Source organism: Streptomyces sp. NPDC058401, assembly GCF_042722885.1.
Taxonomy (GTDB): Bacteria; Actinomycetota; Actinomycetes; order Streptomycetales; family Streptomycetaceae; genus Streptomyces.
The window spans coordinates 12,227-37,621 of record NZ_JBHXKA010000022.1; the positions used below are offsets into that span (position 1 = coordinate 12,227).

Genomic DNA, 25,395 nt, shown 5'->3' on the forward strand with positions numbered 1-25,395 from the left:
GAACACCGAAGCGCCCCGGCCAAACCTGGCCGGGGCGTTTGGCGTGAATCTTTCTGTCGCCGCTTGGAGGGGAACCCTAGGGTCGGTCGGTGACCGAGAACGCGATTCCCCAGCAGTCCGGCGGCAGTTGGGCCGGTCCCTCCGCGGGCCGCCCCCCGGTGCACCCCTCCCTCAGCGAGGCCGGCCGCTTCCTGTGTGCGGGGACGTACCTCGACGCCGGGTACCGCGACCGGGTCATCGACGAGCTGTACGTCCACGAGGAACGGATCGTCGCCCCCTCCTACGGCTACGACGCCTCCCGGGTCCTCGCCCACGCGCTGCGCGCCCGCCGCGCCGAACTCGGCTGGGCCGCCGGAGTGCTCGGAGCCTGGTTCGTCGGCTCCCTGCTCACGGGCGGCGTCCTCGCCGTGCTGATCGCGCCCTTCCTGCTGCTGAGCCTCGCCGACTGGCTGCGCGCCCGGAACGTCCCGGTGCTGCGCTTCCTGTCCGTGATCCTGCGGATCTACGTCTGGTGGGCGCTGGCCGTCCTCCTGCTCGTGCTCGGCGTCGGCGGGTTCGCACTGTTCGGCGTCATGGACGCGGTGGGCGGGAGCGGCGCCCTGCCGTTCGCCCCGACGGGCGGGGAGGTCGAGGGCACGGCCGTCCTGTGGTGGCTGCCGGTGGTCTTCGCCGGGGTGGTCACCGTCGTGGGGCTCCAGCGCGGACACGTCTTCCGCACCATCGCCACCGAACTCGCCGATCGCCGCTACGCCGACCACGCGAACGACCCGGCCGAAGCGGCCGACGGGGCCCGCTTCCAGCGGGTCCGCCAGCGCATCAGGGCCGAGCAGCACGCGCCGATGATCATGTACGACGTCAACGACCCGTTCTGCGGGGCGGGTGATCCCTTCCGGCCCTGGCAGCTGTCCGTGGAACTGCGCCCGCGCGAGGACCTCGGCCCCGACCGCAAGCCCGTCCCGGTCACCAACTCCCACATCCTGGCGCGGATCGTGCCGCTGCTGGAAGCCCTGCGGGTGCCCTCCCCGCACGGTTCCCCGGAGCAGGCCGCCGCGGTGGGCGACCGGCTGCGCGAACTGGTCCTGGACGAGTGCGTGTTCCTGCCCGCGGGCGGGCTGCCGCACCGGGACACCGCACAGGTGGTGCACGGCCAGTTCGGCGAGCAGCGGGCCGCCGCCATCGAGGAGGGCGGCGAGCGCCGCCGGCACTTCCTGCGCGTGCGGGTGGGCGGCTGGGACGAGAACCTCGTCGTCACCGTCTTCGTACGGGTCCACACGCAGGGCGGGATGATGATGCTGGAGGTGGCCCCGCACGTGCTGCTGCCCGTCCGGACCGACTTCCACAACGCGGACGCGGACGCCCAGCGCTACCGCAACAACAACGGGTTCGGCAAGGCCGTCTGGGCCCTGCGCAACACCCCCGGCTCCCTCGTGGCCTCCGCCGCCACGCTGGGCCGCGGCCTGGCGAGCTGGTGGCGGATCGTCACCGGCGGCCACGGAGGGGCCCGGCCCGAGGGGCCGCGGGTGTCGGTGCGCGACCTGGCCTCCGAGGACAACGGCTCGCTGTTCCACCTGATGGACCTCGACCGCTTCCTGAAGACCATCCAGGACCGGGTCGTCGGGGGCGTCGTCGTCGCGCTGCACGAAGCGGGCTGGCACACCGAGGAGTTCGCGCAGCGCGCGGTCAACGTCGCCGAGGGCGGGGTGTTCATCCAGTCGGTGAACCACAGCGCCTTCAGCGTCGGCGGCAGCAACAACACCAACAGCACCAAGATCAAGAGGAGTACCGGTGGCAGTTGAAGACGGCGTTACGGGTACGGGTACGGGCGCGGCCGGGCAGGAGCCCGCGGTCCGCATCGGCGAGGTGGCGGGCAGCGCGTTCAGCATCGGCGGCAGCAGCAACACCAACACCGTGCACCACGGGGGAGCGGGGGCGGACACCGTCGGGCCGCAGGCCCTCCTCGACGCCGTACTGGAGCTGCGCGCGGCCCTCGTACGGCTGCCGCGCGGTGCGGACAGGGCGGCGCTCGACGCCGAACTCGACGGGGTCGCGGAGGGACTGGAAGGGGCCGAGGAGATCCGGCCCGGCCTGGTCCCCCGGCTCCGCGGGGCCCTGGAGCGGTGGGCTCCGCTGGTGGACTCGGTCAGCGCAGCCACCGCGCTGGCCGGGCTCCTGACCTCCCTGGGAGGCTGACCCGTGCCCCCGCAGAACGCCCCCCGCTGGGACCCCGCCACCCAGCGCTGGGTCACGGACCCCGCGGCGCCGGTCCCCACCCCGCCGCCCGCGAACCCGGCCCCGACCCCGGGCCCGCCCGCGCAGCCGGCTCCGCCGCCGGGGTACGAACCGGCCCCGGGGCCGCCTCCGGCGCCCGCACCTGGCCCGGCGGCCCCGCCGTCGGGGTACGAACCCGTCCCGGGTCCGCCTCCGGCGCCCGGCTCTGCCCCGGGACACGATCCGGGCGCGGCATCCGGTTCCGATTCCGGTCCGGCTCCGGGCTACGACCCGGCCTCAGGCCCTGCTCCGGCCCCCGCCCCCGCCCCCGGCTACGAACCGGCCCCACAGCCTGGTCCTGGGGAGTACGGCCCGAGCGGGTACGGCCCGGCGGCGTCCGAGCAGGACGCGTACCGCTACCCGTACCCCACCTATCCGCACCCGCAGCCCGTACAGCCGGCGTACCCCGTACCGCCCCCGCCCCCGCCCCCGCGGGCCGCCGGACGGTGGCTGACGCCGACCACGGCGGCCGTCGCGGTGGCCGCGCTCGCGATCGGCGCCGCCGCCGTGTGGTTCGTGGCGCGGGACACCGGCGAGCAGCCCCCGCAGGCGGGGCCGACGGCCTCCGTCCCCGTATCGGGCGGCGAGGGGTCACCTACCCCCTCGGCCACCGACTCCCCGTCGCCGACGGGCAGCGGCAGCCCGACCCCCACGCCGAGCCCGAGCCCGAGCGCCGGCGATACCGCCCACGAGACCGTGCGCGACGCGAAGGGGTTCACCGTCGCCGTGCCCGCCGGGTGGCTCCGCGAGGAAGCCGCCTCGGGGGTCTTCTACCGCTCTCCCGACCGCACCGCCCTGATCCAGGTCTTCCAGGTGAGCGAGCCCGAACTGACCCCGCTCGCCGCGGTCCAGGGCGCCTCCACCTACCTGCGCGCCCAGACCACCGGCTACCAGGAGATCCGGGTCGGACCGGCGCCGGGCGCCCCCGAGGGCGGCGAGCTGGTCTACGAGTACGACAGCGCGGAATCGCACGGCCGGCGCCGCGGCGTGGAACGGGTCTTCGTCGCCGCGGACGACAAGAAGTGGGCCGTCCTGACGGCCGGCCCCGCGGCCGACTGGACACTCACCCAGGCCCACCACAAAGCCGCCCTGACCGCCTTCCGCCCCACGGGCGGCTGACGGGGGGACCACCGGGCCACCGGGACCGGCAGGGCGGCTCCCGGTGCACGGCTCGCATACTGGACCGATGAGTCCGATCTCCGCCGGCCATCGGTTCCGGGACCCGCGCAGCACGACGTACGACTTCCTCGCGTCGGTCCTCGTGCGCTGTCCCGGCTGTGACAAGGTCGCGCACGTCGTGGCGGGTCCGGAGCCGGTCGGAGGGCACGGCCGGGACCTCTTCGCGCCGAGGCGCCTCGTCTGCCGGAACTGCGGGACGGCGAAGGTCCGGAGCGGTGGAGGCCCGGCCCTGTACCGGGGCCGGGGCGGGCCGGCCACGGACCCGTACTTCGGTGCTCGGCTGTGGCTGCAGGCCGAGACCCGGCACGGCTGGGTATGGGCCTACGGTCCGGAACACCTGGAGCTGATCCGGCGGTTCGTGCGGGCGCCCCTGCGCGAGGGGATCCCCCGGCACGACCACGGTCGGAAGGCGACCGTGGTGGCCCGCCTGCCCGCGTGGATGCAGCGGGCCGGGAACCGGGACGAGGTGCTGCGGGCCATCGCCCGCATCCACGCCTCACTGCACCGCTCCTGACCGGGGAACACTCCTCAGGGGGCGGGAACCATCACTTGTACATTCCCGGGGTGTAGTGCCCCGGGGTCAGGCGGGTGGTGACGCCGATGCGGTTCCAGACGTTGATCGCGGCGATCAGAGCGATCACCTGGGCCAGCTCCTTCTCCTCGAACTGCTTCGCGGCCCGCTCGTAGACCTCGTCGGGAACGAAACCGTCGGTCAGGACGGTCACGGCCTCCGTCAGCTCGATCGCGGCGAGCTCCTTCTCCGTGTAGAAGTGCCGCGACTCCTCCCAGGCGCCGAGCAGCAGCAGCCGCTCCACGTCCTCGCCCGCAGCGAGGGCGTCCTTGGAGTGCATGTCGATGCAGAACGCGCAGTGGTTGATCTGCGAGGCGCGCAGTTTGACGAGCTCGACCAGCGCCGGGTCCAAGCCCTTGGCGGCGGCCGCGTCCAGGGCCACGGCGGCCTTGTAGAACTCCGGGGCGAGCTTCGCGAGCTGCATGCGGGGGGTGTGTTCGGGTGCCTTCTCCGTGTGGGTCATGGCATCAGCCTAGGAGTCGGGCGGCCCACGTATATGGTCCATATCCATGACGGAATCGTGGGCCACTTTCGGCGCCGACCTGCATCTGGAACCGGTCCCCGGACGCGGTGTCCGCGCCGGGCTGACCGAGGCGCTGCGCGAAGCCGCGCGCAGCGGGCGGCTGGCCCCGGGGACCCGGCTGCCCTCCTCGCGGTCCCTCGCGGCGGACCTCGGGATCGCCCGCAACACCGTCGCCGAGGCCTACGCCGAGCTCGTCGCCGAAGGCTGGCTGACCGCACGCCGGGGCTCCGGGACCCGGGTCGCGGAGCGGGCCCGGGTCGGCGGCGGCGGCGGTGGTGCCGGTGCCGGTGCCGGGGCGAGGCGTCCCGCGGCGGCCGTGCCCGTACGGCGCCCCGTGCGCGCGCAGCCCTCGTACAGCCTGCAGCCCGGTTCCCCCGACCTGGGCGGCTTCCCGCGCACCGCCTGGCTCGCGGCGGCCCGGCGGGCGCTGACGGCGGCCCCGAACGAGGCCTTCGGGTACGCGGACCCGCGCGGCCGGGTGGAGCTGCGCGAGGCGCTCGCCGGATACCTGGCGCGGGCCCGCGGGGTGTACGCGGACCCCGAGCGCATCGTGCTGTGCGCGGGCTTCGGCCAAGGCCTGCTGCTGCTCGCGCGGCTGCTGCGGGCACGGCGGATCAGGGAGATCGCGGTGGAGGGGTACGGGCTGGACGTGCACCGGGAGCTGCTGACCGGCTCCGGGCTGCGCACGCGGCCGCTGGCCGTGGACGGGGCCGGGGCCCGCACCACCGAGCTGGCCGGCTGCGGCGCGGGGGCGGTCCTGCTCACGCCGGCGCACCAGTTCCCGACGGGCGCCGCGCTGACGCCCGGGCGGCGGGCGGCGGCGGTGGACTGGGCCCGGTCCACGGGCGGGCTGATCCTGGAGGACGACTACGACGGGGAGTTCCGCTACGACCGCCAGCCCGTCGGCGCGCTCCAGGGACTGGACCCGGACCGGGTGGTGTACCTGGGCACGGCGAGCAAATCCCTGGCGCCGGGGCTGCGCATGGGCTGGATGGTGGTGCCCGGGCCGCTGATGGAGGAGGTGCTCGCGGTGAAGGGCCGGACCGACTGGAGCTCCAGCGCGCTGGACCAGCTGACGCTCGCGGAGTTCATCCGGTCGGGGGCGTACGACCGGCACGTGCGGGAGATGCGGCTGCGCTATCGGCGGCGCCGCGACGAGCTGGTGGCGGCAGTCGGGGAGCGGGCGGCGGTCTCCGGCATCGCGGCGGGGCTGCACGCCGTCCTGGATCTGCCGCCGGGCGGGGAGCGGGCCGCGCTGCGGTCGGCCGCCTGGCAGGATCTGGGGCTGCAGCCGCTGTCCTTCTTCCGGCATCCGGAGGCGGTGATGGCTCCGCGGGAGGCGCTGGTCGTGGGCTTCGGGACGCCGTCCCAGAGTGAGTGGGCGCCCACGCTGACGGCGCTGGTGGCATCCCTGCCGTGACGGGTGCCCTGCGGGGCTGTCCCCTACCCGCCCTTCCACCGTTCCCCGGGCTCCGCCCGGACCCGGTCCTCAAACGCCGGACGGGCTGGATTGTGCGACCGCCGGTGGTCTGGGAAATTCAGCCCCTCCGGCGTTTGAGGAGCGGGGCCTGGGGCGGAGCCCCAGGAGCGCCGGGCTGCGCCCGGGCCCCGCCCTCAAGTGGCGGGCGGCCGGATCGGTTCCGCCGGGGGTTCGCCGAAGCGGGCCAGGGCGATGGAGCCGGCCACGGCTACCGCGAAGCCCGCGACCGCCAGCCAGGTCAGGCCCTCGCGGGTGCGGTCGCCCAGCCAGGCCACGCCCACCGCCGCCGGGCCGATCGTCTCGCCCAGCACCATCCCGGCGGTCGCCGCCGTCACCGAGCCCCGCGACAGCGCCGAGGTGAGCAGCAGGAACGCGGAGCCGCCGCCGAGCAGCAGCGCGTAGAACGCCGGGTTCGACAGGGCGGAGAGGGAGATGTCGTCGATGAGCCGGACCGCCACCTCCACCACCCCGAAGCCCGTCCCGGCGGCCAGACCCAGCGTCATTGCCCGGCTGCGGTCCGGCAGTCCTCCCGCCACGGCCCCGACCACCAGCACCAGCCCGGCCACCGCCAGCAGCCCCAGTTTCAGCGCCAGCGTGCCCTGCCCCGAGCCCTCCTCCCCGGAGGCCAGCCCGAGCATCACCAGCCCCGCGCACACCACGGCGACCGCGCCCCACTCCGTCCCGCTCAGCCGCACCTTCAGCAGTCGCGCCGCGACCACCGCGGTCACCGCGAGGCTGGCGGCGAGGGCCGCGCCCACCGCGTAGATCGGGATGTGCCGCAGGGCGATGATCTGGAGGACGAAGCCGACCCCGTCCAGCCCCAGTCCGGCGAGATAGCGCCACTGGCGCAGTGCCCGCAGGAGGAGGGCGGTGTCGACGCCGGAGCCCGTTCCCGGCTCCGCGGCCCGGGCCGCCACGGCCTGCAGGACCGACGCCGTGCCGAAGCAGACCGCCGCACCGAGCGCGCAAATCATCCCAATGAGCACGAACCGACTCTAGGTCACGGATCCCGCGTCGGCCGGATTCCGTCGGCCGGGGCGGCCGTTCTAGTCTGTCCGCAGCCGGCCACCCAGGGGGAGCGAACAGTCCATGGACAGCAGCAGTAGCAGCAGCAAGAGCAGTAGCGGCACCGATGCCACCCGCGCCAAGCGCCGCATGCGCTCCGGCACCGTCGCCCTCGGCGGCATGGGCCTGCTCGCCGCGGCCCTGGTGGCCTGCGGGAGTAGCAACGAGCCCGACAAGCGCTGCGCGGACCGCGCCACCATGGAGAAGCTGAACTCCAAGGAGTGCAAGAGCGGCGGCCGCGGCGCGTACTACTACGGCGGCAGCGTCGCGAAGAACAAGGTCAGCGGCGGCAGCTTCGACAAGTCCGCCGTCACCCGCGGCGGCATCGGCGGCAGCCACAAGAGCTCCTCGGGCGGCTGATCCAGGGTGAAGCGCCACACCATCGAGCCCCGCCCCGACTGGCAGAAGACCGTCGAGGAGCAGGGGCTGATCTACCCCCTGACCCGCTACCCCGACGATTCGCTGCGCCCCTACTGGGACGAGAGCGCGTACTACTCCTTCACCCTCCCCGAGGTCGAGGCGCTGGAGAACGTCGTCGAGGAACTGCACGCCATGTGCCTGGCGGCGGCCCAGCACATCGTCGACGAGGACCGCTTCGCCGACCTCGGCATCACCGACCCGAAGCTCGCCGCGCTGATCGCCGAGTCCTGGCGGCGCCGCGCCGAACAGCCCTCGCTGTACGGCCGCTTCGACCTGCGCTACGACGGCGCCGGCGGCCCCGCCAAGATGCTGGAGTACAACGCCGACACCCCCACCTCCCTCGTGGAGGCGGCCAGCCCGCAGTGGTTCTGGATGGAGGAACGGTTCCCCGGCGCCGACCAGTGGAACTCCCTGCACGAGCGGCTCGTCGACGCCTGGCGCCGCCAGGCGGAGCTGCTGCCGGCCGGCCCGCTGCACTTCGCGCACTCCGAGACCGACGAGCTCGGCGAGGACCTGATGACGGTCGCCTACCTCCAGGAGACCGCCGAGCAGGCCGGCATCGAGACCCGTGAGCTGTCGGTGGAGCAGATCGGCTGGGACAGCCTGTCCGGCCGGTTCGTGGACGAGAAGCTCGGCTTCATCCGCGCGGTCTTCAAGCTGTACCCGTGGGAGTGGCTGGCCACCGACGAGTTCGCCCCGCAGGTCCTCGGCACGTACGACCACGGCGGCGGCTCCGGCACCACCGCCTGGATCGAGCCCCTGTGGAAGATGCTGCTCTCCAACAAGGCACTGCTGGCGGTCCTGTGGGAGCTCTTCCCGGAGCACCCGAACCTGCTGCCCGCCTACCTGGACGGCCCGCGCGAACTCGCCACGACCACCGGCTACGCGGCGAAGCCGCTGCTCGGCCGCGAGGGCGCGGGCGTCACCCTGCACCCGGTCGGTGGCGAGCCCTTCGCACCGGAGGAGGACGAGACCTACGTCTTCCAGGGCCTCGCCCCGCTGCCCGACTTCGACGGCAACCGGGTGGTGCTCGGCGCGTGGGTCGTCGAGGACGAGTCGGCGGGCCTCGGCATCCGCGAATCGGCGGGGCCGGTCACGGACGAGTACGCCCGCTTCCTGCCCCACGTCATCCTCTAGATCCTCCCGTGGTCGCCCGCTAGGCGCCGAGGACCGACCTGAGCTGGTCCAGCCCCCAGTCCAGGTCCTCCTTGGAGATCACCAGCGGCGGTGCGATCCGGATGGTCGACCCGTGGGTGTCCTTGACGAGCACCCCGAGCCCCATCAGCTTCTCGGAGATCTCCCGGCCGGTGCCGCGCGCCGGGTCGATGTCCACGCCCGCCCACAGCCCGCGGCCCCGTACGGCGGTCACCGCACCGCCGCCGACCAGCAGGTTCAGCTCCCGGTGCAGGTGGTCGCCGAGCTCGGTGGCGCGCTGCTGGTACTCGCCGGTGCGCAGCATCGCGATGACCTCCAGGGCCACGGCGCAGGCCAGCGGGTTGCCGCCGAAGGTGGAGCCGTGCTCGCCCGGCCTGAACACGCCGAGCACGTCGCGGTCGGCCACCACCGCCGACACGGGCACGACCCCGCCGCCCAGTGCCTTGCCGAGGATGTACACGTCGGGGACGACCCCCTCGTGCTCGCACGCGAAGGTCCGGCCGGTGCGGCCCAGGCCCGACTGGATCTCGTCGGCCATGAACAGGACGTTCCGCTCGCGCGTCAGTTCCCGTACGCCCTTCAGGTATCCGGCGGGCGGCACGAGCACCCCGGCCTCGCCCTGGATCGGCTCCAGGAGCACGGCGACGGTGTTGGAGGTGACGGCGGCGGCGAGCGCGGTGAGGTCCCCGTACGGGACGATCTCGAAGCCCGGGGTGTACGGGCCGAAGTGGTCGCGGGCCTCGTGGTCGGTGGAGAACGACACGATGGTCGTCGTCCGGCCGTGGAAGTTGTCGGCCGCCACCACGATCTTGGCGTGCCCGTCCGGTACGCCCTTGACCTCGTACCCCCACTTGCGGGCGGTCTTCACCGCCGTCTCCACGGCCTCCGCCCCGGTGTTCATGGGCAGGACGGCCTCCTTCCCGCACAGCGCCGCGAGCTCGGTACAGAAGTCCGCGAAGCGGTCGTGGTGGAAGGCGCGGGAGGTCAGCGTGACCCGCTCCAGCTGGGCGCGGGCGGCGTCGAGCAGGCGGCGGTTGCCGTGGCCGAAGTTCAGGGCGGAGTAACCCGCGAGCATGTCGAGGTAGCGGCGCCCCTCCACGTCGGTCATCCACGCGCCCTCCGCGGTGGCCACGACGACGGGCAGGGGGTGGTAGTTGTGCGCGCTGTGCGCGTCGGCGGAGCGGATGGCATCAGCAGTTGTCGACACGGGGTCTCCGATCGTCCGTCAAGCCGGTGACGAGGGTGGCGTCATTGTCCATCCTCGCTCGAATACCGGACGGAGAAACCTCATCCGCGGCGCGCCCGCTAAGGTGTCGGACACGCACGGCGACTGGCGCACGGAGAACCAACTCCGGGGGAGCCGTGCGCGCACGACCGCACACAGGGCCGCTCGCCTGGGCCTCGCGGGGACGAGATCCGACATCGACCCCGGAGGAACCGCCATGAGCGCGAACCACCACCCGTACCGCCACCCCGCCCTGCTCGCGACCGACCCCGAGCTGGCTTCCTTCGTCGCCGCCGAGGAAACCCTCCAGGCGCAGACCCTGCGCCTCATCCCGAGCGAGAACTACGTGTCCTCGGCCGTGCTGGAGGCCTCCGGCACCGTGCTGCAGAACAAGTACAGCGAGGGCTACCCGGGCCGCCGGTACTACGAGGGCCAGCAGAACATCGACCGCATCGAGGCGCTGGCCGTCGAGCGGGCCAAGGGCCTCTTCGGCGTCGACCACGCCAACGTCCAGCCGTACTCCGGCTCGCCCGCCAACCTCGCCGTCTACCTCGCCTTCGCCAAGCCCGGCGACACGGTGATGGGCATGGCACTGCCGATGGGCGGGCACCTGACGCACGGCTGGGGAGTCTCGGCGACGGGCTCCTGGTTCCGCGGCGTGCAGTACGGGGTCCGGGCGGAGACGGGTCTCATCGACTACGACGCCGTACGGGACCTCGCGCTCGCGGAGCGGCCCAAGCTGATCTTCTGCGGCGGTACCGCGCTCCCGCGCACGATCGACTTCGAGGCCTTCGCGTCGATCGCCAAGGAGGCGGGCTCGGTGCTCGTCGCCGACGTGGCGCACATCGCCGGCCTCATCGCGGGCGGCGCCCACCCCTCCCCGGCGGGCCACGTGGACGTGATCTCCACGACCACCCACAAGACCCTGCGCGGACCGCGCGGCGCGATGCTGATGTGCCGCGAGGAGCACGCGAAGGCCATCGACAAGGCGGTCTTCCCGGGCCTCCAGGGCGGCCCGCACAACCAGACGACGGCCGGTATCGCCGTGGCCCTCCACGAGGCGGCGCAGCCCTCCTTCGTGTCGTACGCGCACGCGGTCGTGGCCAACGCGAAGGCGCTGGCCGCGGCGCTGCTGGAGCGGGGCTTCGACCTCGTCTCGGGCGGTACCGACAACCACCTGATCCTGATCGACCTCACCGGGAAGTCGGTGTCCGGCAAGATCGCGGCGAAGGCGCTGGACCGGGCCGGGATCGTCGTGAACTACAACACGGTGCCGTTCGACCCGCGCAAGCCGTTCGACCCGTCGGGGATCCGCATCGGTACGCCGTCGCTGACGTCGCGGGGCCTTGGGGTCGAGCACATGCCGGTGGTCGCCGACTGGATCTCGGATGCGGTGTCCGCGGCTGCCGTCGGCGATGAGGCGGCCCTCGGCAAGATCCGCTCCGCGGTGGCCGACCTCATGTCCGCCTTCCCGGCCCCGGGCCTCCCCGTAGCCTGACCCGCCCGGGCGGGGGCCGCTCCGTGCGGGGCAGCCCCGGCTCCGACCCTTACCGCTGCGCGGGCGAGGCCCCAGCGGCACCCTTTGCCGCTGCGCGGGGCGGAGTTCCCCTACCCGCCCTTCGCCCGTTCCCCGGGCTGCGCCCGGACCCCCTGGGGCTCCGCCCCAGACCCCGCGCCTCAAACGCCGGCGAGGCTGGATATGGCCGGCCTCCGGCGTGCACGTACAGGCTGACGCCGGCGGAAAATCAGCCCCTCCGGCGTTTGAGGAGCGGGGGTCCGGGGGCTGGCCCCCGTGCAGCGGCGCCGCAGGGGCTCGACCACGTCCGGTGAATCCAGCCCCGCCGGCGTTTGAGGCGCGGGTGTGGGCGGCGCCCACGAAGCCCCGCGCAGCGGTGTTCCGCTCCGGCCCCGGGCTCCGCGCCGCCCGCTCCGCGCGTCCTGAGCTGCGCAGCGGCCTCCGGGTCCGAGGACGGAAAGCGGTCGCTCGGCCGAGGCAAGATCCGGACGGGGCGCTACCGGGCGGTACGCGGGCGGGGGCCGGGCGAGGGGGGTGCGACCCGCCGGGTTCCGGCCAGTGGCGGGGCCGAGCCCGGTGTCACACCTGAGAGAATGGAGCCATGGCTTCTGATCGTCCTCGCGCGCTCTCCGGCATCCAGCCCACCTCCGGTTCGTTCCACCTCGGGAACTATCTCGGAGCCATCCGGCAGTACGTCGCCCTGCAGGAGACGCACGACGCCTTCTACATGGTCGTCGACCTGCACGCGATCACCATGCCGCAGGATCCGAAGGATCTGCGCGCCAATACCCGGCTCTCCGCGGCGCAGCTCCTCGCCGCCGGTCTCGACCCCGAGCGCTGCACGCTCTTCATCCAGAGCCACGTGCCCGAGCACGCGCAGCTCGGCTGGGTCATGAACTGCATCACCGGTTTCGGCGAGGCCAGCCGGATGACGCAGTTCAAGGACAAGTCCGCGAAGAACGGCGCCAACAACGCCACCGTCGGCCTGTTCACGTACCCGATCCTCCAGGTCGCCGACATCCTGCTCTACCAGGCGAACTCCGTCCCCGTCGGCGAGGACCAGCGTCAGCACATCGAGCTGACCCGGGACCTGGCCGAGCGCTTCAACCAGCGCTTCGGGAAGACCTTCACCCTGCCGGCCGCGCACATCGTCAAGGAGGTCGCGAAGATCTACGACCTCCAGGACCCGGCGATCAAGATGTCGAAGTCGGCGTCTTCGCCCAAGGGCCTGATCAACCTCCTCGACGAGCCCAAGGCCACCGAGAAGAAGATCAAGAGCGCCGTGACCGACACCGAGGCCGTGGTCCGGTTCGACCCGGTCGAGAAGCCCGGCGTCAGCAATCTGCTCACGATCTACTCCACTCTCACGGGCGAGTCCGTCCCCGCGCTGGAGGCCGCGTACGAGGGCAAGGGCTACGGCGCGCTGAAGACCGACCTGGCCGGCGTGATGGTCGATTTCGTCACACCGTTCAAGCAGCGCACCCAGGAGTACCTGGACGATCCGGAGACCCTGGATTCCCTGCTGGCCAAGGGCGCGGAGAAGGCCAGGGCGGTCGCCGCCGAGACCCTGGCGCAGGCGTACGACCACCTCGGTTTCCTGCCCGCGAAGCACTGACGGGCACGCAAGAGAAAGAGGGCCCTGGCGATCTGGGGGGTGCTGCCGCCACACTGGGGCGGCAGCACTCGTGCGACGCACATGCGGAGCACATGCGAAGCACAGACCACGCACAGGGACTACAGGCGGAGGAGAGCTACGTGGGGACCGTAACGCTCGGCGTTTCGATCGCGGTCCCGGAGCCGTACGGCAGCAGCCTTCAGGAGCTGCGAGCCGGCTTCGGGGACGTCGCCGCGCACGGCATTCCCACGCACGTCACCCTCGTACCGCCGACGGAGGTGGCCGCGGAGCGGCTGCCCGGGATCCGCGCCCACCTGGCGGAGGTCGCGGCCGCGGGCCGTTCCTTCGTGATGCGGCTGGCCGGCACGGGCACCTTCCGTCCGCTCTCGCCGGTCGTCTTCGTCCAGGTCGTCGAGGGCGGCTCCGGCTGCACCCGGCTCCAGGGCCAGGTCCGCGACCCGCAGGGGCCGCTGAGCCGGGAGCTGTCCTTCCCGTACCACCCGCACGTCACGGTCGCCCACGGGATCTCCGAGGAGGCGATGGACCTGGCGTTCAGCACCCTCGCCGACTATGCGGCGGAGTGGGTCTGCAACGGGTTCGCCCTCTACGAGCAGGGCTCGGACGGAGTCTGGCGCAAGCTGCGTGAATATCCGTTCGGCAACGGGGCAAGCGGTGGGACGAGCGGCGTCCCGGCGCAGCTCGGCTCGGCCACGGACAGCAGTGCGGCGGCGGCCGCGGGCGAGGCGACCGTACGCCGTTCCTGACGCAGGAACCGGAACCGGAAACCGATCCTTCGCAGGACCAGGGCATGGAACGGCCGAGCCGTCGGGCGAAAAGTCACAATCGACGACCGTAGTCCCCAAAAGCGGCAATCCCGGCTATTTACGACAGCTCATTTACGGTGACCGTATGGACTGGCTGACGAAACTCCCGCTGATCGGGCCCCTGGTGTCCGCGCTGATGCGGACCCACCTGTGGCGTTCGTACCAGCGGCTCGACCGCGTGCACTGGAGCCGGCTCGCCGCCGCCATCACCTTCATCAGCTTCCTGGCCCTCTTCCCGCTGATCACGGTGGCCGCCGCGATCGGCGCCGGACTGCTCACCCAGGACCAGCTCGACAGGCTCCAGAAGAACCTCGCCGAGCAGGTCCCCGGCATCTCCGACCAGCTCGACATCAACGCCCTCGTGGCGAACGCGGGCACGGTCGGCCTGATCGCCGCCGCCGTGCTGCTCTTCACCGGCATCGGCTGGATCGGTTCCATGCGGGACTGCCTGCGCGCCGTGTGGGAGAAGGACGACGAAGACCAGGGCAACCCCTTCGTCCGCAAGGGCAAGGACGCCCTCGTCCTCATCGGCCTCGGCGGCGTCGGCCTGGCCTCGGCCGCCGCCTCGATCTTCGGCTCCAGCGCGGTCGGCAAGGCCGGCGACTGGCTGGGCGTACCGCGCGACGGCGCGGGCGGCGGCCTGCTGCGGGGCGGGGCCTTCCTCGTCGGCGTGGTGGCCGCCTTCCTGCTCCTGCTCTACGTCCTGACCCTGCTCCCGGGCGTCGAACCGCCCCGCCGCCGGCTGATCGAGGCGGCCCTCCTCGGCGCGGCCGGCTTCGAACTGCTGAAACTGCTGCTCAGCGGCTACATGCGGGAGGTCGCCACGAAGAGCATGTACGGGGCCTTCGGCGTGCCCATCGCGCTGTTGATCTGGATCAACCTCACGGCGAAGCTGCTGCTGTTCTGCGCGGCGTGGACCGCGAGCCGGGACGACGCGGACGGGGACGGCGTGGAGGACCCGGAGCCCGGCCGGGAGCCGGAGCCGGGCCGGGAGCCCGACCCGGAGCCGGGCCGGGAGCCGGACGCCGAGCCCGCCGGCTCCGCTACCCCTGGCCGCGAGCCCGGCGGCTGCGCCCCCGCGGCCAGCGCCGGTTGACGGCGTAGGCCCCGCCGGCCACCACGGCCAGCACCCCGCCCGCCACGCCGAACGCGGTGCCGATCCCGCCGCCGGAGTCCCCGCCGGACGCCGACGGGTTGTTCTCGTGGGACTGGGCCGGGGAGCCGTGGGAGGTGGTGTCCGCGCTCTTCGGCGGCACCAGCTCGCCCACCGGCTTGACCTTCCCGGCCGCCGCGAAGCCCCAGTCGAGCAGGTCGGCGGTCTCCTCGTACACCGAGTTGGCGCCGCCGGTGCCCGGGTTCATCACCGTGACCAGCAGCTTCTTGTTCCCCTGCTGGGCCGCGCCGGTGAAGGTGGAGCCGGCCATCGTGGTGTTGCCGTTCTTCACCCCGGCGATCCCCTTGTACGGGGAGAGGCCGCCGGCCCCGGTCATCAGCCGGTTGGTGTTCTGGATCTCGAAGGTCTCCCGCGGCTTCCCCGCCTCCTGGCGGCCGGGGAACTTCGCGCTGGCCGTGCCGCAGTACTCCCGGAAGTCCTGCTTCTGCAGACCGGAGCGGGCGATGAGGGTGAGGTCGTAGGCGCTGGAGACCTGGCCCGGAGCGTCGTAGCCGTCCGGGGACACCACGTGCGTGTCCAGGGCCTGGAGCTCCTCGGCATGCGCCTGCATGTCCTTGACGGTCTTCTCGACGCCGCCGTTCATGGCCGAAAGTACGTGCACGGCGTCGTTCCCGGAGCGCAGGAACACCCCGAGCCACAGGTCGTGGACGCTGTACTCGGCGTCCTCCTTGATGCCCACGAGGCTGGAGCCGGCCCCGACCCCGTCCAGCTCCTGGTCGGTGACCTTGTGGAGCTGGTCCTTGGGCAGACCCGGCAGCACCGTGTCGGCGAAGAGCATCTTCATGGTCGAGGCCGGGGGGAGCCGCCAGTGCGCGTTGTGCGCGGCGAGGATCTCGCCGGTCTCGGCGTCGGCCACGATCCACGAACGGCCCGTCAGGCTCGTGGGCAGCGCGGGCGCGCCGGGCAGCAGGTTGACCTGCGTACCGGGCTGCCCGAGCGCCGAGCCGCCGACCGTGGACATCGAGGCGGGCGGCGCGGGCGCCTTGGGCGGCTGCCCCTTCCCGTCCACCGGTGGCGTCGGCGTCGGCGCGGCGTACGCGGGCGAGGCCAGCAGGGCCGGGACCAGCAGGGCGGGGAGCGCGGCGGAAAGGACCGTCAACGCGGTCTTCTTGGCAGACACGCAGGTGAAAGTACATCCCGATGCTGTGCTTAGCGGCCCGGACCGGCCAACCCGCCGCAACCACCGCCGGGACAGCCCACCCCGGCGCGTCCGTCCTGGGGAGGAAACCGATACTTGGCTCATGAGACTCAGCCGCGCCGCTTCCTGGTTCCTGCTCGCCTTCGGAGTGTGGAGCTGGTTCATCTGGGTGTCTTTCGTCCGGAACCTGTGGAAGGACGGCAGCGGTCTGGCCTTCGACGCCGCGGGGGACCCGACCGCGTACTTCTGGGTCCACCTTCTCCTGGCAGTGGCGTCCTTTCTCCTGGGGACGGCCGTCGGAGTGATCGGGTTGCTCGGGGTGCGGGCACTGCGGCGTGAATCACGTACGGAGGCGGGCGCGTGACGATCCTTCTCATCGCGGCCGTGGCCCTGCTGGTCCTGGCCCTCCTGGTCCTGGTCCACCGCTGGCTCTGGATCCGCCTGGTCCGCGACACCACCACCCCCGGCGGCGCGGTCCGCCGCACGGGCACCGCCCTGGCCTTCGCCCTGCCGCTCCTGTCCGTGGCCGCCCTCGTCGGGGGCCGCGCGGGAGCCCCCTTCTGGCTGGAGCGCACGGTCGCCTGGCCGGGCTACCTCTGGCTGGCCGTCCTCCTGTACCTCTCCCTGGCCATGCTGGTCGCCGAGCCGATCCGAGCGGTATGGCTCCGCCGGTCGAACGCGCCCACACCCCCGGCCGCCACCGCAGGCCCGGGGGCGGAGCCCCACGGCGTCCCCGCCGCCGAGGGCGCGGCCCCAACGGGGTCCGGGGCGGAGCCCCAGTTTCGGGAAGGGGCGGGGAGGGGAACTGCGCCGCAGGCCACGCTCGCAGCCACCGCCGACCCCACGGCCCCGGCCGACCCGGCGCCGGCCGCCCCCACGGAGGCCGGCGTCAGCCGCCGCCGCTTCGCGCGGATCGTCGCCGGCACGGCCGCCGCCGCCACGGCCGGCACCGTCGGCTACGGCACGTACGGCGTCCTGCGCGGCCCCCGCGTCAAGCGGGTCCAGGTCCCCCTGGCGAAGCTCCCCCGCGCGGCCCACGGCTTCCGCATCGCCGTCGTCAGCGACATCCACCTCGGCCCGATCCTGGGCCGCGCCCACACCACCCGCATCGTCGACACGATCAACCGCACGCAGCCCGACCTCATCGCCGTCGTGGGCGACCTCGTCGACGGCAGCGTCGAGGACCTCGGCCCCGCCGCCGAACCGCTGCGCGGCCTCCGCTCGCGCCACGGCTCGTACTTCGTCACCGGCAACCACGAGTACTTCTCGGGCGCCCAGCAATGGGTCGACCACGTCCGCGAGCTGGGCCTCACCCCGCTGGAGAACGCCCGCCGCGAGCTCCCGTACTTCGATCTCGCCGGGGTCAACGACGTCGCGGGCGAGAGCGAGGGCCACGGCCCGGACTTCCAGGCCGCGCTCGGCGACCGGGACCGTACCCGCACCGCCGTGCTCCTGGCCCACCAGCCGATCGTGATCGACGACGCCGTCCGGTACGGGGCCGACCTGCAGCTCTCCGGCCACACCCACGGCGGGCAGCTCTGGCCCGGCGAGTACGTCGCCGAGCTCGCCAACCCCACCGTCGCCGGGCTGGAGCGCTACGGCGACACCCAGCTGTACGTCTCGCGCGGCGCGGGCGCCTGGGGCCCGCCGGTCCGGGTCGGCGCACCGTCGGACATCACAGTCGTCGAACTCGCCTCATATCAGGCCTGAACCTCCCGAACCTCCAACGCCACGCGACAAATCGGCCTTCCCGAGGCTGAAATTCCATGATGGGATGTGACCGATAATCGGATAGCTGGTCGCACACTTCGGCGTGCGCCCGTGTGGGGTGGAGTCAAGGATGCTGCGGTCTGTCCGCTCGAAAGTCATCGCGGCCGGGCTGGCCCTCGGCGTGGCCGGCGTCGCCACCTGGCAGTTGCTGCCCCAGGCCGCCGGCGGCGGGGCGGCGATCCGCGTCGGCACGAGCGACGTGGTCTCCTCCCTCGACCCCGCGGGCGCGTACGACGCCGGCTCCTGGGCCCTGTTCAGCAACGTCTACCAGTCGCTGCTGACCATCAAGCCCGGCTCGGACACCCCGGTGCCCGACGCGGCCTCCGCCTGCAACTTCGTCGGTGACAAGCTCACCACGTACCAGTGCGAGCTGCGCCCGGACGTGAAGTTCTCCTCCGGCCGGGCGATCACCGCCGAGGACGTCAAGTACTCCTTCGACCGGATCAAGACGATCAACTCCGACCAGGGTCCGGCGCCGCTGTTCAACACCCTGGAGTCGATCAAGGCCGAGGGCCGCACCGTCACCTTCAGCCTCTCCGCCGGTGACGCCACCTTCCCGTTCAAGATCGCGACGGGCGCCGCCTCGATCGTGGACAAGGAGAAGTACCCGGCCAAGGCCCTGCGCGAGGAGGAGAAGGTCGACGGCTCCGGTCCCTTCACCCTCGACGGCTACACGGCCGGCGCGAGCGCCGAGCTGAAGCCCAACACCTCGTACAAGGGCCAGGGCAAGGTCTCCAAGACCGCGGTCACCGTGAAGTACTTCAAGGACTCCGCGCAGCTGGAGCAGGCCTGGACCGACCACGGGATCGAGGTCGCCCACCGCGACATGCCCCCGGCGGTCCTGGCCGCCCTGAACCCGGGCCTGGAGGACACCCGCTACCAGGCCTCGGGCGGTACGGAGATCCGCAGCATGGTCTTCAACCTCCGCCCCGGCTCCCCGGTGGCCCAGCCCGCCGTCCGCCAGGCCGTGGCCGCGGTCGTGGACCGGGCCAAGGTCGCGACCGAGGTCTACAAGGGCACCGTCACCCCGCTCTACTCGCTCGTCCCGGCGGGCATCGCCGCCCACAGCACGCCGTTCTTCGACGCCTGGCCCTCGCCGAACGGGCTCACCGCGAAGAAGCTCCTCAAGGACGCCGGCATCGCCACCCCGGTCGCGATCACCCTCGGGGTCAACGTGCGCGGCGCGAGCGTGCCCGAGGCCGAGGAGCTGAAGGCCCAGCTGGAGTCCACCGGCCTCTTCCGCCTCACCATCAAGCCGGTCGAGAAGTGGAGCGACTTCCAGAAGGCCTACGCGGCGGGCGAGTTCGATGCCTACACCATCGGCTGGATCGCCGACTTCCCGGACGCGGACAACTTCCTCGCCCCGCTGGTCGGCGCCGACAACTCGATGAACAGCGGCTACTCCGACAAGGCCGTCGACGACCTCATCACCCGCACCCAGTCCTTCTCGGACCGCGGCGCCGCCGCCAACGACTTCCGCGACCTGCAGAAGCTGGTGGCCCAGCAGGTCCCGATGCTGCCGATCTGGCAGAAGAAGGACTACGTGATGTCGCGCGAGGCCGTCGCGGGCGCCCAGTACCTCTCGGACGGCACCGGCGTGTGGCGGCTGTGGGAGCTCAGCTGGCTGTAGGCCGCGGTCCGCGGCCGGGCCCTGCGCCGTTTGCTACGCAGGGCCCTCTTCCGGGCCTTCTTCCGGGCCCGCATCCGGGTCGGAGGCCCGCTTGCGGCCCGGACGGGACACGGCCGACTGGGCCATGCCCGGCAGGAAGTCCGTGAACAGCTCGTGCACTTCGCGCACCAGCGGGCGCAGCACCCGGAACCGGGCCAGGATGATGCCCCGCGTCGTGAGCTGCGCGCCGCGCTGGGCGAGCTTGCGGGTCTTCTCGCTGTCCGGGGAGCGGTCGAAGACCCAGTAGAGGACCAGGCCCATCTGCGAGAGCCACATCAGCTCCGGCAGTACGTCCGCCAGCTCGTCCGGCACCTTGGTCTTGGCGCCCGCCAGCACCTCGCGGTGCATGTCGATCGCCAGCTTGCGGGCCGGCTCCGACTCCGGGGAGAACGGGCTGAGCGGGCTCTCCGGGTCGGCGGCGTTCTTGAAGAACTGCGAGGCGAACTCGTGGTACGGCGCCGCGATGTCCAGCCAGCTGGTCAGGACGCCGGCGAGCCGCTTCTGCAGATCGGTCTCCTTGTCCAGGATGGGCCGGACCGCCGCCAGGTGGGCGGCGCCGATCCGGTCGTAGAAGCCCTGGACCAGGTGTTCCTTGGACTCGAAGTAGTAGTAGGCGTTGCCGACCGAGACTCCGGCCTCCTTGGCGATGCCCCGCATCGTCGTCTTGTCGAAGCCGCGCTCCTGGAAGAGACGGAGCGCGGTTTCGAGGATGAGCGTGCGGGTCTGCTCGCTCTTGGGAGCCTTCTGATCAGTCACGGCACCGAGCCTATCGGGGCGCGGAACAGTGGTCGTCACAGGCCGGTTCCCCGTCGTTCGCCGAGGAGCCGTCCCGCAGCACCTCGCGCCAGGTGGAGGCGGTGTACATGGCCGCCTTGGCGAAGGGCCGGCCGGCCGGGGTGGCCAGCCAGTTGGCCTTCGGCCGGTGCTCGGCCAGCGCCCACAGGCAGACGATGAAGGCGTCGGTCCCCTTCCACACCTGTCCGGAGTCGCCGATGACGGTGATCTCCTTCAGCGTCGAGGCGTGGTCGAGCTGCGGGTAGCGCCGCTGCGCCTCGAAGGAGGCCGCGGGGATGAGCCGGAGCGGTACCAGCCAGCGCTGGCCGAGCAGCCAGTGCCGGATGTGTACGCAGAGCGGGCAGTTCGCGTCGTAGAGCACCGTCAGGTGCCGGGTGACGGCGGTGGCCACGGTGATCAGGCTCCGGCGGGCGCGGTCCACCCCTGGGGGGCGACCGGCGGGGTCTGCTGGCGCTCCATGATGCCCCGGCGGCGCATCTTGTTCAGCACCCAGACGTTGCCGAGGTGCATGACGCCGAGGACCAGGAGCACGACTCCGAGCTTGACCGACAGGGCTTCGAAGAGTCCGCGGGCCGCCACGATCTCGTCGGCCGACCGCAGGTAGAGGGTCACGAAGCCGATGTTGACGAGGTAGAAGCCGACCACCAGGAGCTGGTTGACGGCGTCCGCGAGCTTCTCGTTGCCCTGGAGGACGTCGCCGATGAAGACGCGCCCGTTGCGGCTGAGCGTGCGGGCCACCCAGACGGTGAGTCCGATGCTGATGAGCAGGTAGATGACGTACGCGACCACGGTGAGGTCCATTGCCCTCAGCCCCCTTGAACGTGCTTGAACGTGTTCAACTGCTGACAGCACTGACTGTAGACCCATTTTTGAACAGGTTCAAGCGAATGTCGTGCGCGGGTTTCCGGGCCCCGGTCAGCTTCCCGGGAGGAACTCCAGCAGCAGCCGGTTGATCTCCTCCGGGCGTTCCAGGGAAGGGAGATGGCCGGCCCAGGGCAGCTCGACGCGGACGGCGCCGGACACGACCGAGGCCAGCTCCGCGGGGACCTCGCGGAAGTCGGGGATGTCGTGCGCGCCGCCGACGGCGAGGACCGGGGCGGTGACGGCGGCGGGATCGAAGACGGGCTCGGGGAGCTCATGGTCCCAGTCGGCGCCCTGGGCACCCTTCAGGTTCCCGAGCTGCATGGCCCGTACGAGGGCGTGCGCGGCCCCGTCGGCCTCCGGGCCGAGCCACTGGCGGGCGTTGAGCCCGGCCGCGCCCTCCAGGTCGCCCGCGTCCAGCAGGGCGGCCTCGGCGGCGTTGAAGGCGAGCAGCGCGGGTCCGCGCCGCTGTGCGGGCATGGCGGGGCAGAGCAGCGCCAGCGCGCTCACCAGCTCCGGCCGCTGCGCGGCCAGCGTCAGCGCGACCCGCCCGCCGTACGAGCTCCCGACGAACGCGGCCCGCCGGATGCCGAGGTGCTCCAGCAGCTCCCGTACGTCCTCGTGGTCGCTGTACGGGGCTTCGGCGGCGGGGGAGTCGCCGCAGGTCCGGAAGTCCGGCCGGACCACGCGGAAGCCGGCGGCGAGCAGCGGCTGCCACTGCGGCTCCCACATCCGCCGGTCGCACACGGAGGAATGCAGCAGGACGACGGCCGGGGCCTCGGCGGGACCGTCCACATCATGGATGAGAGTCATCCGGTGATCTTCGTCAGACCGGTCCCCGACCCGCCACCGGATTCCCGCCCGGCCGGACCCGGCTGACCGGACTCACATGCTCAGCGCGCGCGCCTGGTTGAGCTGGCTCATGACCCACATGTAGGTGCCCGGGTCCACCGCGGGGATCATCGTGGAGTGGTGGCGGCCGGCGCTGTTCACGGTGATCTGGATGTAGCCCGTGGTGCGGCGCTCCTTCATCAGGAGGAAGAACAGGCCGAGCAGGCAGAAGAGGAAGAAGATGACGGCCAGCACGATCGCGTGCGCCGGGATCTTCTCCTCGGTCCGCGAGAAGTCCGTCGCGTTCCAGATGGCGCCGCGCAGCGGCATGGCGCCCGACGGGGTGATGATCTGGTCGCCGGCGATGGTGATGTCGCCCAGGGAGAGCCCGGCGGCCGGGTAGCCCATGGGCGGCGTCTGCGGCATCTGGGCCGGGATGCCCGCGCCGGCGATGGTCGGCTGGTAGGCCGGGGGCTGCGGGTAGGGCTGCGGGTAGCCGTAACTCGGATTGCTCGGACCCCACTTGTACTCTTCGCCCTGGCCGTCGCTCGCGTAAGGGTTCGGCTGCTGCTCACTCATGTGCCCGATGATTCCACAGCCTCCGGCGGGCCAGTAGGGCGATCGCCGGTACGCGCAGGGCCCCGCCCCCGGTGCGAACACCGGGGGCGGGGCCCTCGTACGGTCAACGGCCTCGGCCGCCGACGGACGGAGTCCGTCGCGGCGCCCCGAAGCGCGGGAGGCCCGCCAGGGCCGAGCGCTGCGAGGGGCGCGTCAAGAAGGTCAGAAGCGGCGGGTGATGAGGGCCCGCTTCACTTCCTGGATCGCCTTCGTGACCTCGATGCCGCGCGGGCACGCGTCGGTGCAGTTGAAGGTCGTGCGGCAGCGCCACACGCCGTCCTTGTCGTTCAGGATCTCCAGCCGCTGCTCGCCGGCCTCGTCGCGCGAGTCGAAGATGAAGCGGTGCGCGTTGACGATCGCCGCCGGGCCGAAGTACTGGCCGTCGTTCCAGAACACCGGGCACGAGGACGTGCAGGCGGCGCACAGGATGCACTTGGTGGTGTCGTCGAAGCGCTCGCGGTCCTCGGCGGACTGCAGGCGCTCGCGCGTCGGCTCGTTGCCCTTGGTGACCAGGAACGGCATGACGTCCCGGTACGCCTGGAAGAAGGGCTCCATGTCGACGACGAGGTCCTTCATCACCGTCAGGCCCTTGATGGCCTCGACCGTGATCGGCTTCTCCGGGTTGATGTCCTTGATCAGCGTCTTGCAGGCGAGCCTGTTCTTGCCGTTGATCCGCATCGCGTCGGAGCCGCAGATGCCGTGCGCGCACGAGCGGCGGAAGGTCAGCGTGCCGTCGAGGTCCCACTTGATCTTGTGGAGACCGTCGAGCACGCGCTCCTTCGGGTCGATCTCGATCTGGAAGTCCTGCCAGGTCGACTCGTCCGAGATCTCCGGGTTGAACCGGCGGATCCGGAACGTGACCGTGATGAAGGGCGATGCCGCGGCCGCGGCCTCCATCGCGTCCGTCTTGCTCAGGGTCGGGGTGGCCATCAGTACTTACGCTCCATCGGCTGGTAGCGGGTGACGACGACCGGCTTGTAGTCCAGGCGGACGGAATCCTTGCCGTCGTCGCCGACCTCGCGGTACGCCATGGTGTGGCGCATGAAGTTGACGTCGTCGCGGTTCGGGTAGTCCTCGCGGTAGTGACCGCCGCGGGACTCCTTGCGCGCCAGCGCGGACACGGCCATGACCTCGGCCAGGTCGAGCAGGTTGCCCAGCTCGATGGCTTCCAGCAGGTCCGTGTTGAAGCGCTTGCCCTTGTCCTGGACGGACACGTTCAGGTAGCGCTCGCGCAGCTCCGCGATCTTCTCGACCGCGGTCTTGATCGTCTGCTCGGTGCGGAACACCATCACGCAGGCGTCCATCGTCTCCTGGAGCTCCAGGCGCAGGTCCGCGACCCGCTCGTTGCCCGTGGAGTTGCGCAGCCGCTCGACCTGGTCGATGACCTGCTGCGCCGGGTTCTCGGGCAGCTCGACGTAGTCGTGGGAGTGGGCGTACGCGGCGGCCGCGATGCCCGAGCGCTTGCCGAAGACGTTGATGTCCAGCAGCGAGTTGGTGCCCAGGCGGTTCGCACCGTGCACCGACACGCACGCGACCTCGCCGGCCGCGTACAGGCCCGGGACGACGGTGGTGTTGTCCCGCAGGACCTCACCCTCGACGTTCGTCGGGATGCCGCCCATGGCGTAGTGCGCGGTGGGCTGGATCGGGATCGGGTCCGTGTACGGCTCGATGCCCAGGTAGGTGCGCGCGAACTCGGTGATGTCCGGGAGCTTCGCGTCGAGCTGCTCCGGCGGCAGGTGCGTCAGGTCCAGGTACACGTGGTCACCGGCGGGACCGCAGCCGCGGCCCTCACGGATCTCGGTGTAGATGGAGCGCGAGACGACGTCACGGGACGCGAGGTCCTTCATGACCGGCGCGTACTTCTCCATGAAGCGCTCGCCGTCCTTGTTGCGGAGGATGCCGCCCTCACCGCGGGCGCCCTCCGTCAGCAGGATGCCCATGCGCCAGATGCCCGTCGGGTGGAACTGGAAGAACTCCATGTCCTCCAGCGGCAGGCCGCGGCGGTAGCAGGCCGCCTGGCCGTCACCCGTGAGGGTGTGCGCGTTGGAGGTCACCTTGAAGAACTTGCCGGTGCCGCCGGAGGCGTAGATGACGGACTTCGCCTGGAACACGTGGATCTCGCCGGTGGCGAGCTCGTACGCGACCACGCCGGCCGACTTCTGGACGCCGTCCTCCTCGACCAGGAGCTGGTCCAGGACGTAGAACTCGTTGAAGAACTCCACGCCCTCCTTGACGCAGTTCTGGTAAAGCGTCTGGAGGATCATGTGGCCGGTGCGGTCCGCGGCGTAGCAGGACCGGCGGACCGGCGCCTCGCCGTGGTTGCGGGAGTGCCCGCCGAAGCGGCGCTGGTCGATGGTGCCGTCCGGGGTGCGGTTGAACGGCAGGCCCATCTTCTCCAGGTCGAGGACCGCGTCGATGGCCTCCTTCGCCAGGATCTCGGCGGCGTCCTGGTCGACCAGGTAGTCACCGCCCTTGACCGTGTCGAAGGTGTGCCACTCCCAGTTGTCGTCCTCCACGTTGGCGAGCGCGGCGGCCATGCCGCCCTGCGCGGCGCCCGTGTGGGAGCGGGTGGGGTAGAGCTTGGTCAGCACGGCGGTGCGGCTGCGCTTCGTCGACTCGATGGCGGCGCGCATGCCCGCGCCGCCCGCGCCGACGATGACGGTGTCGTACTTGTGGATCTTCATTGGTTACGCCTCAG

Annotated in this window: 25 protein-coding genes and 1 riboswitch; of the genes, 14 read left to right on the forward strand and 11 right to left on the reverse strand. The window is 72.0% G+C overall.

The genetic code is table 11. The features are described 5' to 3' along the window. Positions 1–89 precede the first annotated feature (89 nt). The 4 genes from ACFWNV_RS11040 to ACFWNV_RS11055 all read left to right on the forward strand — a co-directional run bounded on the left by ACFWNV_RS11040 (position 90) and on the right by ACFWNV_RS11055 (position 3,961). Positions 90–1,796 carry a hypothetical protein gene (locus tag ACFWNV_RS11040; protein WP_383943884.1) on the forward strand — a complete coding sequence of 569 codons (1,707 nt, stop codon included), beginning with the start codon at positions 90–92 and terminating at the stop codon, positions 1,794–1,796. Further along, positions 1,786–2,190, forward strand: coding sequence for a hypothetical protein (locus ACFWNV_RS11045; protein WP_383943887.1), 405 nt, complete (start codon positions 1,786–1,788; stop codon positions 2,188–2,190). Before ACFWNV_RS11040 ends, ACFWNV_RS11045 begins: the two co-directional genes overlap by 11 nt. A gap of 3 nt (positions 2,191–2,193) precedes the next feature. Further along, positions 2,194–3,387, forward strand: a complete 1,194-nt coding sequence (locus ACFWNV_RS11050) for a hypothetical protein (protein ID WP_383943890.1) — start codon at positions 2,194–2,196, stop codon at positions 3,385–3,387. A gap of 67 nt (positions 3,388–3,454) precedes the next feature. Then, positions 3,455–3,961, forward strand: coding sequence for a hypothetical protein (locus tag ACFWNV_RS11055; RefSeq protein WP_383943893.1), 507 nt, complete (start codon positions 3,455–3,457; stop codon positions 3,959–3,961). A gap of 31 nt (positions 3,962–3,992) precedes the next feature. On the opposite strand, the gene ACFWNV_RS11060 is transcribed toward ACFWNV_RS11055, so the two are convergent. Next, positions 3,993–4,481 (reverse strand): carboxymuconolactone decarboxylase family protein, encoded by a 489-nt coding sequence (locus ACFWNV_RS11060; RefSeq protein WP_383943895.1) that lies wholly within the window; start codon positions 4,479–4,481, stop codon positions 3,993–3,995. 46 nt (positions 4,482–4,527) lie between these two features. Between ACFWNV_RS11060 and ACFWNV_RS11065 the strand changes: the two genes are divergently transcribed. Continuing rightward, positions 4,528–5,961, forward strand: a complete 1,434-nt coding sequence (locus ACFWNV_RS11065) for a PLP-dependent aminotransferase family protein (protein WP_383943897.1) — start codon at positions 4,528–4,530, stop codon at positions 5,959–5,961. 194 nt (positions 5,962–6,155) lie between these two features. On the opposite strand, the gene ACFWNV_RS11070 is transcribed toward ACFWNV_RS11065, so the two are convergent. Then, positions 6,156–6,995, reverse strand: coding sequence for a hypothetical protein (locus ACFWNV_RS11070; protein WP_383944038.1), 840 nt, complete (start codon positions 6,993–6,995; stop codon positions 6,156–6,158). Between the two features lie 115 nt (positions 6,996–7,110). Between ACFWNV_RS11070 and ACFWNV_RS11075 the strand changes: the two genes are divergently transcribed. Both ACFWNV_RS11075 and ACFWNV_RS11080 read left to right on the forward strand, forming a co-directional pair. After that, positions 7,111–7,446: a hypothetical protein gene (locus ACFWNV_RS11075; RefSeq protein WP_383943900.1), complete on the forward strand. Its 336-nt coding sequence runs from the start codon at positions 7,111–7,113 to the stop codon at positions 7,444–7,446. A gap of 6 nt (positions 7,447–7,452) precedes the next feature. Continuing rightward, positions 7,453–8,643, forward strand: a complete 1,191-nt coding sequence (locus ACFWNV_RS11080) for a glutathionylspermidine synthase family protein (protein WP_383943903.1) — start codon at positions 7,453–7,455, stop codon at positions 8,641–8,643. Between the two features lie 19 nt (positions 8,644–8,662). On the opposite strand, the gene rocD is transcribed toward ACFWNV_RS11080, so the two are convergent. Then, positions 8,663–9,868 (reverse strand): ornithine--oxo-acid transaminase, encoded by a 1,206-nt coding sequence (gene rocD, locus ACFWNV_RS11085; protein ID WP_383943906.1) that lies wholly within the window; start codon positions 9,866–9,868, stop codon positions 8,663–8,665. Between the two features lie 109 nt (positions 9,869–9,977). Further along, a riboswitch (ZMP/ZTP riboswitch) is annotated at positions 9,978–10,068 on the forward strand. A gap of 35 nt (positions 10,069–10,103) precedes the next feature. Between rocD and glyA the strand changes: the two genes are divergently transcribed. From glyA to ACFWNV_RS11105, 4 genes are all read left to right on the forward strand, one after another. Then, positions 10,104–11,384, forward strand: coding sequence for a serine hydroxymethyltransferase (gene glyA / locus ACFWNV_RS11090; protein WP_383943909.1), 1,281 nt, complete (start codon positions 10,104–10,106; stop codon positions 11,382–11,384). Positions 11,385–12,003: 619 nt separating this feature from the next. Beyond that, positions 12,004–13,017 (forward strand): tryptophan--tRNA ligase, encoded by a 1,014-nt coding sequence (gene trpS / locus ACFWNV_RS11095; protein ID WP_383943912.1) that lies wholly within the window; start codon positions 12,004–12,006, stop codon positions 13,015–13,017. Between the two features lie 140 nt (positions 13,018–13,157). After that, on the forward strand, positions 13,158–13,781 hold the full coding sequence (locus ACFWNV_RS11100; RefSeq protein ID WP_383943915.1) for a 2'-5' RNA ligase family protein: 624 nt from the start codon (positions 13,158–13,160) through the stop codon (positions 13,779–13,781). Positions 13,782–13,926: 145 nt separating this feature from the next. Further along, complete coding sequence (locus ACFWNV_RS11105) at positions 13,927–14,937, forward strand: YhjD/YihY/BrkB family envelope integrity protein (RefSeq protein ID WP_383943917.1); 1,011 nt, start codon at positions 13,927–13,929, stop codon at positions 14,935–14,937. Here the strand turns inward: ACFWNV_RS11105 and ACFWNV_RS11110 are convergent. Beyond that, positions 14,885–16,135, reverse strand: a complete 1,251-nt coding sequence (locus ACFWNV_RS11110) for a D-alanyl-D-alanine carboxypeptidase family protein (protein ID WP_383943919.1) — start codon at positions 16,133–16,135, stop codon at positions 14,885–14,887. The two genes, ACFWNV_RS11105 and ACFWNV_RS11110, sit on opposite strands and share 53 nt — an antisense overlap. Before the next feature lie 121 nt (positions 16,136–16,256). Between ACFWNV_RS11110 and ACFWNV_RS11115 the strand changes: the two genes are divergently transcribed. The 3 genes from ACFWNV_RS11115 (at position 16,257) to ACFWNV_RS11125 (ending at position 19,553) form a co-directional block, all read left to right on the forward strand. Continuing rightward, a complete protein-coding gene (locus tag ACFWNV_RS11115; RefSeq protein ID WP_383943922.1) occupies positions 16,257–16,517 on the forward strand; it encodes an SCO4848 family membrane protein in 261 nt (86 codons plus the stop codon). After that, on the forward strand, positions 16,514–17,863 hold the full coding sequence (locus ACFWNV_RS11120; protein WP_383943926.1) for a metallophosphoesterase: 1,350 nt from the start codon (positions 16,514–16,516) through the stop codon (positions 17,861–17,863). Before ACFWNV_RS11115 ends, ACFWNV_RS11120 begins: the two co-directional genes overlap by 4 nt. A 133-nt stretch (positions 17,864–17,996) precedes the next feature. Further along, positions 17,997–19,553 carry an ABC transporter substrate-binding protein gene (locus tag ACFWNV_RS11125; RefSeq protein ID WP_383944041.1) on the forward strand — a complete coding sequence of 519 codons (1,557 nt, stop codon included), beginning with the start codon at positions 17,997–17,999 and terminating at the stop codon, positions 19,551–19,553. A 33-nt stretch (positions 19,554–19,586) separates the two neighbouring features. Here the strand turns inward: ACFWNV_RS11125 and ACFWNV_RS11130 are convergent, their stop codons facing one another. From ACFWNV_RS11130 to sdhA, 7 genes are all read right to left on the reverse strand, one after another. Then, positions 19,587–20,348, reverse strand: coding sequence for a TetR/AcrR family transcriptional regulator (locus ACFWNV_RS11130; RefSeq protein ID WP_383943930.1), 762 nt, complete (start codon positions 20,346–20,348; stop codon positions 19,587–19,589). 10 nt (positions 20,349–20,358) lie between these two features. Further along, complete coding sequence (locus tag ACFWNV_RS11135; RefSeq protein ID WP_383943933.1) at positions 20,359–20,778, reverse strand: thiol-disulfide oxidoreductase DCC family protein; 420 nt, start codon at positions 20,776–20,778, stop codon at positions 20,359–20,361. A gap of 5 nt (positions 20,779–20,783) precedes the next feature. Then, on the reverse strand, positions 20,784–21,188 hold the full coding sequence (locus ACFWNV_RS11140; RefSeq protein WP_383943936.1) for a hypothetical protein: 405 nt from the start codon (positions 21,186–21,188) through the stop codon (positions 20,784–20,786). A gap of 114 nt (positions 21,189–21,302) precedes the next feature. Continuing rightward, positions 21,303–22,061 carry an alpha/beta fold hydrolase gene (locus ACFWNV_RS11145; protein ID WP_383943939.1) on the reverse strand — a complete coding sequence of 253 codons (759 nt, stop codon included), beginning with the start codon at positions 22,059–22,061 and terminating at the stop codon, positions 21,303–21,305. Between the two features lie 72 nt (positions 22,062–22,133). After that, positions 22,134–22,658 carry a hypothetical protein gene (locus tag ACFWNV_RS11150; protein WP_383943943.1) on the reverse strand — a complete coding sequence of 175 codons (525 nt, stop codon included), beginning with the start codon at positions 22,656–22,658 and terminating at the stop codon, positions 22,134–22,136. Positions 22,659–22,859: 201 nt separating this feature from the next. Then, positions 22,860–23,627: a succinate dehydrogenase iron-sulfur subunit gene (locus ACFWNV_RS11155; protein ID WP_266880718.1), complete on the reverse strand. Its 768-nt coding sequence runs from the start codon at positions 23,625–23,627 to the stop codon at positions 22,860–22,862. Beyond that, on the reverse strand, positions 23,627–25,381 hold the full coding sequence (gene sdhA, locus ACFWNV_RS11160; protein WP_383943947.1) for a succinate dehydrogenase flavoprotein subunit: 1,755 nt from the start codon (positions 25,379–25,381) through the stop codon (positions 23,627–23,629). The genes ACFWNV_RS11155 and sdhA overlap by 1 nt, the downstream gene beginning before the upstream one ends. Between the last annotated feature and the right edge of the window lie 14 nt (positions 25,382–25,395).